General features: G+C 65.8%; 7 protein-coding genes. 5 read left to right on the forward strand and 2 right to left on the reverse strand.

Annotation, left to right across the window (positions count from 1 at the left end):
- Window positions 1-5: 5 nt before the first annotated feature.
- From dapA to I71_RS40410, 4 genes are all read left to right on the forward strand, one after another.
- Window positions 6-881: a 4-hydroxy-tetrahydrodipicolinate synthase gene (dapA, locus tag I71_RS33845; protein WP_042704647.1), complete on the forward strand. Its 876-nt coding sequence runs from the start codon at window positions 6-8 to the stop codon at window positions 879-881.
- Window positions 882-911: 30 nt separating this feature from the next.
- Window positions 912-1,385 (forward strand): SsrA-binding protein SmpB, encoded by a 474-nt coding sequence (gene smpB / locus I71_RS33850; protein ID WP_042704640.1) that lies wholly within the window; start codon window positions 912-914, stop codon window positions 1,383-1,385.
- Window positions 1,386-1,389: 4 nt separating this feature from the next.
- Window positions 1,390-1,881, forward strand: coding sequence for a hypothetical protein (locus tag I71_RS40405; protein ID WP_244434220.1), 492 nt, complete (start codon window positions 1,390-1,392; stop codon window positions 1,879-1,881).
- Between the two features lie 88 nt (window positions 1,882-1,969).
- Window positions 1,970-2,410 carry a class I SAM-dependent methyltransferase gene (locus tag I71_RS40410; protein ID WP_244434221.1) on the forward strand — a complete coding sequence of 147 codons (441 nt, stop codon included), beginning with the start codon at window positions 1,970-1,972 and terminating at the stop codon, window positions 2,408-2,410.
- A gap of 51 nt (window positions 2,411-2,461) precedes the next feature.
- On the opposite strand, the gene I71_RS33860 is transcribed toward I71_RS40410, so the two are convergent.
- The gene (locus tag I71_RS33860; RefSeq protein ID WP_042704642.1) at window positions 2,462-3,445 is read right to left on the reverse strand and encodes an aldo/keto reductase; all 984 of its coding nucleotides are present in this window, start codon (window positions 3,443-3,445) and stop codon (window positions 2,462-2,464) included.
- Between the two features lie 95 nt (window positions 3,446-3,540).
- Here I71_RS33860 and I71_RS33865 point away from each other — a divergent pair, with 95 nt between their 5' ends.
- Window positions 3,541-4,203, forward strand: a complete 663-nt coding sequence (locus I71_RS33865; protein WP_042704644.1) for a TetR/AcrR family transcriptional regulator — start codon at window positions 3,541-3,543, stop codon at window positions 4,201-4,203.
- 79 nt (window positions 4,204-4,282) lie between these two features.
- Here the strand turns inward: I71_RS33865 and hemB are convergent.
- On the reverse strand, window positions 4,283-5,215 hold a 933-nt coding region (hemB, locus tag I71_RS33870; protein WP_042704645.1), incomplete at its 5' end, for a porphobilinogen synthase.

Below are 5,215 nucleotides of genomic sequence, written 5' to 3' on the forward strand. Positions count from 1 at the left end.
CAGCCATGTTCCACGGTTCCATCGTCGCCCTTCTGACTCCCCTCAAGGGCGGGAAAGTGGACGAGAAGGCCTTCCAGTCCTTCGTGGAGTGGCAGGTCGCCCAGGGCACGCACGGTCTTGTGCCCTGCGGCACCACCGGTGAATCGCCGACCCTGTCCCACGAGGAACACAACCGCGTCGTGGAGCTGTGCATCGAGGCGGCCGGCGGCAAGGTTCCGGTGATGGCCGGCACCGGCTCCAACTCGACCGAGGAAGCCATTGCCCTGACCCGCCATGCCAAGCAGGCCGGCGCGCAGGCGGCGCTCGTGGTCACGCCCTATTACAACAAGCCGTCTCAAGAGGGTCTGTACCAGCATTTCAAGGCGATCCATGACGCGGCGGATTTGCCGATCTTCATTTACAACATTCCGGGCCGCAGTGTCGTGGATATGTCTGTGGCGACGATGGCGCGGCTTGCAAAGCTGCCCAACATCGTTGGCGTGAAGGACGCGACCGCCGATCTGTCCCGCCCGTCCCGCCTGCTGCAGGAGGTCGGCCCCGACTTCATCCAGCTGTCGGGCGAGGATGCCACGGCGCTGGCCTTCAATGCACAGGGCGGCGTGGGCTGCATCTCCGTCACCGCGAACATCGCGCCGGCGCTGTGCTCCGCCATGCAGACCGCCTGGGCCAAGGGCGACCTGAAGGAGGCCTTCCGCCTGCGCGACGTGCTGTCGCCGCTGCACGACTCGATGTTCGTCGAGACCAGCCCGGCCCCGGTGAAGTTCGCGGCCAGCCTGCTCGGACTCGGCAGCGATGAGGTGCGCCTGCCGCTGGTTGCGGCGTCCGACACCGCCCGTTCCGCCGTGCGTGGAGCCATGACCAAAGCCGGCCTGTTGTCCTGAGCGACGCAACGGGCCGTAGAGGAGAGCGATTTGGCGACGCGCGAGGAAGCAAAAAAATATGCGGCGCAGAACCGCCGCGCGCGGTTCGACTTCTTCATCGATGATGTCCTCGAAGCCGGAATCATGCTGACCGGCTCCGAGGTGAAGTCGCTGCGCGGCGGCCGCGCCAGTGTGAACGAGGCCTATGCCGGCCTGAAGGGCGGGGAACTGTACCTGTTCAATGCGTACATCCCCGAATATCTCCAGGCCGGCCGCATCGATCAGCATGAGCCGAAGCGCCCGCGCAAGTTGCTGGTCCGCCGCCGTGAGCTGGACAAGCTCGCGGCCGGCATCAAGCAGAAGGGTGTTACCCTCGTGCCGATGTCGGTCTATTTCAACGACCGCGGCTATGCCAAGGTCGAGATCGGTCTCGCCACCGGCAAGAAGAAGCACGACAAGCGCGAGAGCGAGAAGGAACGCAGCTGGCAGCGCGACAAGGCGCGGCTGATGCGCGACAAGGGTTAATTCGTTGGCACGTCTCGACAACCGGGCCACGGACCGCGACTCCACGGTTGCGGCCGTGGCCGCCGAAGCCCTGTCCGAGATCCGGCCGCAGGGCCGGATTCTGGTTGCCTTCGACAGCGATGGCGCCATTGCCGAGGCTCTGCGCGATGGCGGGGCGGAGGTGGTGGTCTGGAACCGGCTCGCCATCGGCGGCCAGGTTGCAACGCCCTGGCCGGCCGAAGGACCGTTTGACGGCGCCGTGTTGCGCCTGCCGCGCGGCTGGGCCGGATTCGAAATGGCCCTGCATGCGCTGGCCTCACGCCTTGCTCCCGGTGCTCCGCTTTGGATCGCCGGCGGCAATGACGAAGGCGTAACCAGCGCATCCAAGCATCTCGACGGGCTGGCGGAAGAGCCTGAAACGCTGATCATCAAGCGGCGTGCCAGACTGCTGCTGACCCGCCGCACGATGCGCCGGCCCAGGGAGCGCTGGAGGACTGGCGCCGGACCGTCCCCCTGATGCTGCCGGACCGGACGCTGGAACTGGTTTCCTATCCGGCCTGTTCGCCCATGGCCATCTGGATACCGGGACGGAATGCCTGTTGAAGGTGTTGCCGGATGTGGCGGCGGGCACCCGCGTGCTCGATTTCGGCTGCGGTGCCGGGGTGATCGCCCGGGCCGTGCGTGAACGCCAGCCTGACGCACCGCTGACCCTGCTGGACATCGATGCGGTCGCCCTGCACGCCGCCCGCCAGAATGTGCCGGATGCCGAACTGGTGCTGAGTGACGGCCTCGATGGGCTGGGAACCCGGGAGCGTTTTGGCCTGATCCTGTCCAACCCGCCGCTTCATCGCGGCAAGGATGAGGATTTCGGCATGCTCGACGCGCTGGTGGCGGGGACCAAGCAGTATCTGAAGCTGCGCGGCACGCTGGTGGCGGTGACCCAGCGGACGGCCGGCATCGGCAAGCTGTTCAAGACTGCCTTTGGCCACAGCGACATGCTGCTGGAAACCACGCAGTTCCAGGTCTGGTCCGGGACTCCGAAGTAGGTGATGCAGGTGTGGGGAGCCGTCGACGAGCGACGACTCCCCACCTCACCATCACACATTCACACCCCGCATCCCCTCGGCCGTATAGCGGTCCCCCGCCGCCACGCCCGGCGGCAGAGCGTCGCTCAGCGCCTTCACCTCCACCGCGGTCAGCGTCACCTCAGCGGCGCTGACATTCTCCTCCAGATACTTGATCCGTTTGGTGCCCGGGATCGGCAGGATGTCCGGTCCCTGGGCCAGCAGCCAAGCCAGCGCCACCTGGCCCGGCGTGCAACCCTTTTGCGCCGCCAGTGCCTTCACCTGTTCGACCAGAGCCAGATTGCGGTCGAAATTGTTCCCGGAGAAGCGGGGCGCGATGCGACGGAAATCGTTCTCGGCGAACTGGTCGGGGCTGCTGACTGCACCGGTCAGCATGCCGCGCCCAAGTGGAGCGTAGGCGACCAGCGAGATGCCCAACTCCCGGCAGGTCGGCAGGACCGCCGCTTCGACATCGCGGGTCCACAACGAGTATTCGCTCTGCACCGCGGCGATGGGGTGGACGGCATGGGCACGGCGCAGGGTGGCGGCTGATACCTCCGACAGACCGAGCGCCCGGACCTTCCCCGCCTTCACCAGATCGGCCATGGCGCCGATGGTCTCTTCCACGGGAATCTCCGGGTTGATGCGATGGGCGTAGTAGAGGTCGATGGTCTCCACCCCCAACCGCTTCAGCGAGGCGTCGCAGGCCTGGGCCACATAGGCCGGACTGGTATCGACCCGGCGGGAATATTCGCCGGGCTGGCGGACAATGCCGAACTTGGTGGCGACCGTCACGCGGTGGCGCTTGCCGGCCAGGAAGCGGGCGAGCAGCGATTCGTTGTGGCCACTGCCGTACATGTCGGCGGTGTCATAATGGGTGACGCCGAGCTCCAGCGCCCGTTCCAGCGTGGCGAGCGACTGGGAATCGTCGGTCGGTCCGTAGAACTCTGACATGCCCATGCAGCCGAGGCCGATTTCGGAAACCGAGAGAATGTTGCCGATTTTGCGCTGTTTCATCGCTTTACCCCTCCCGTGCCGCGGCCGGGCGGATTACCCTGGGGGCCTGCGGCAACAAATACACTACACTGTGCAGTGTACTTAGAGGGGGGAGAATGTCAACGTCTCAGGCGGGGTCTCAGGCGGGAAATGCCGCGCGCGGATCGGTGAAGCGCGACGCGGTGGTGGAGGCGGCGACCCGCGCCTTCCTGACCCATGGCTACGAGGCATCGTCGATGGACGCCATCGCCGCCGACGCCAACGTGTCGAAGCGCACCGTCTACAACCATTTTCCGGGAAAGCGGGAGCTGTTCCAGGCCGTGGTGTCCGGCCTGTATGAAGGTTTCCGCAGTGCCGACGGCCAGAGCCTCTTGCGCCATGACCAGCCACCAGAGCAGGCCCTGCCGATCTTCCTGCGTTCCCTGCTGGTCCACACTGGCCGGCCGGAGGTGCGCGGCCTGTTGCGGCTCGTGATCGCCGAGCATCAGCGCTTCCCCGAGTTGTCACAGGATTATCTAGAGGGGGGAAAAAGTCAGGCCTATGCGTTGCTCGACGATTACATTGCCGCCCAGCATGCGCGCGGACGGTTGAACGCGCCAGACCCGCATGTGGTGGCAACACAATTGCTGGGCGGCATGAAGGAGGTGCTGTTCTGGCCGACCATGCTGGGCTTGCCGGTCACCGCCGACCCGGAACGGGTGATCGCCGATTCGGTCGCCGCACTGCTCCGCGCCTATGGCACTGCGCCCGTCAGCGTACCCGCAGGTCCGACGGGGTGACGCCCATCGCAGGCCCTTTAAGATCAAGGGCCGCAGTTGGCTCTGCGGCCCCGAGCGGGTGCAGATGCTCCTGAGCTGATTATCCCTGCCTGAGCAGTCTGGCGGCGTCCACCGCGCCATAGGTCAGGATGGCATCGCAGCCCGCACGCTTGAAGCCCATCAGCGTTTCCATCAACGCCTTGTCGTAGTTCAGCCAGCCATTGCCCGAAGCGGCGCGCAGCATCGCGTACTCGCCGGACACATGGTAGGCGAAGGTCGGAACCGCGAACTGGTCCTTCACCCGGCGGATGATGTCGAGATAGGGCAGGCCCGGCTTAACCATCACCATGTCGGCGCCCTCCTGCAGGTCGCAGGCGACCTCACGCAGGGCTTCGTCAGTGTTGGCCGGGTTCATCTGGTAGGTGGTCTTGTCACCCTTCAGGAAGCCGCCGGAATTCACCGCGTCACGGAACGGGCCGTAGAAGGCGGAGGCGTATTTGGCGGCATAGGAGCAGACACGGGTCAGTTGATAACCCTCGACGTCCAGCTTGTCGCGGATGGCGCCGATGCGGCCGTCCATCATGTCGGACGGGGCGACGATGTCGACACCGGCCTCCGCCTGCGACAGTGCCTGACGGATCAGCACCTCGACGGTCTCGTCATTCTGGATATAGCCGTCGCGCAGCAGGCCGTCATGCCCGTGGGTGGTGTAGGGATCGAGCGCCACGTCGCCCAGAATGCCGATGTCGGGGGCGGCAGCCTTCACCGCGCGGATGGCACGGTTCATCAGGTTCTCGGGATTGTAGGATTCCGCCGCGTCCTCCGACTTGCCCTCGGAACCCACGACCGGGAACAGGGCGATGCAGGGAATGCCCAGCGACCCGGCCTCCGTCACCGCTTCGCACAGCAGGTCAATGGTCATGCGTTCCACACCGGGCATGGAGGCGACCGGCTCCCGCCGGTTCTCGCCCTCGATCACGAAGACCGGCCAGATCAGGTCGTCGACGGTCAGCGTGTTCTCGGCGACCAGACG

Origin of the sequence: Azospirillum sp. B506 (assembly GCF_000333595.1) — a bacterium.
Taxonomy (GTDB): Bacteria; Pseudomonadota; Alphaproteobacteria; order Azospirillales; family Azospirillaceae; genus Azospirillum.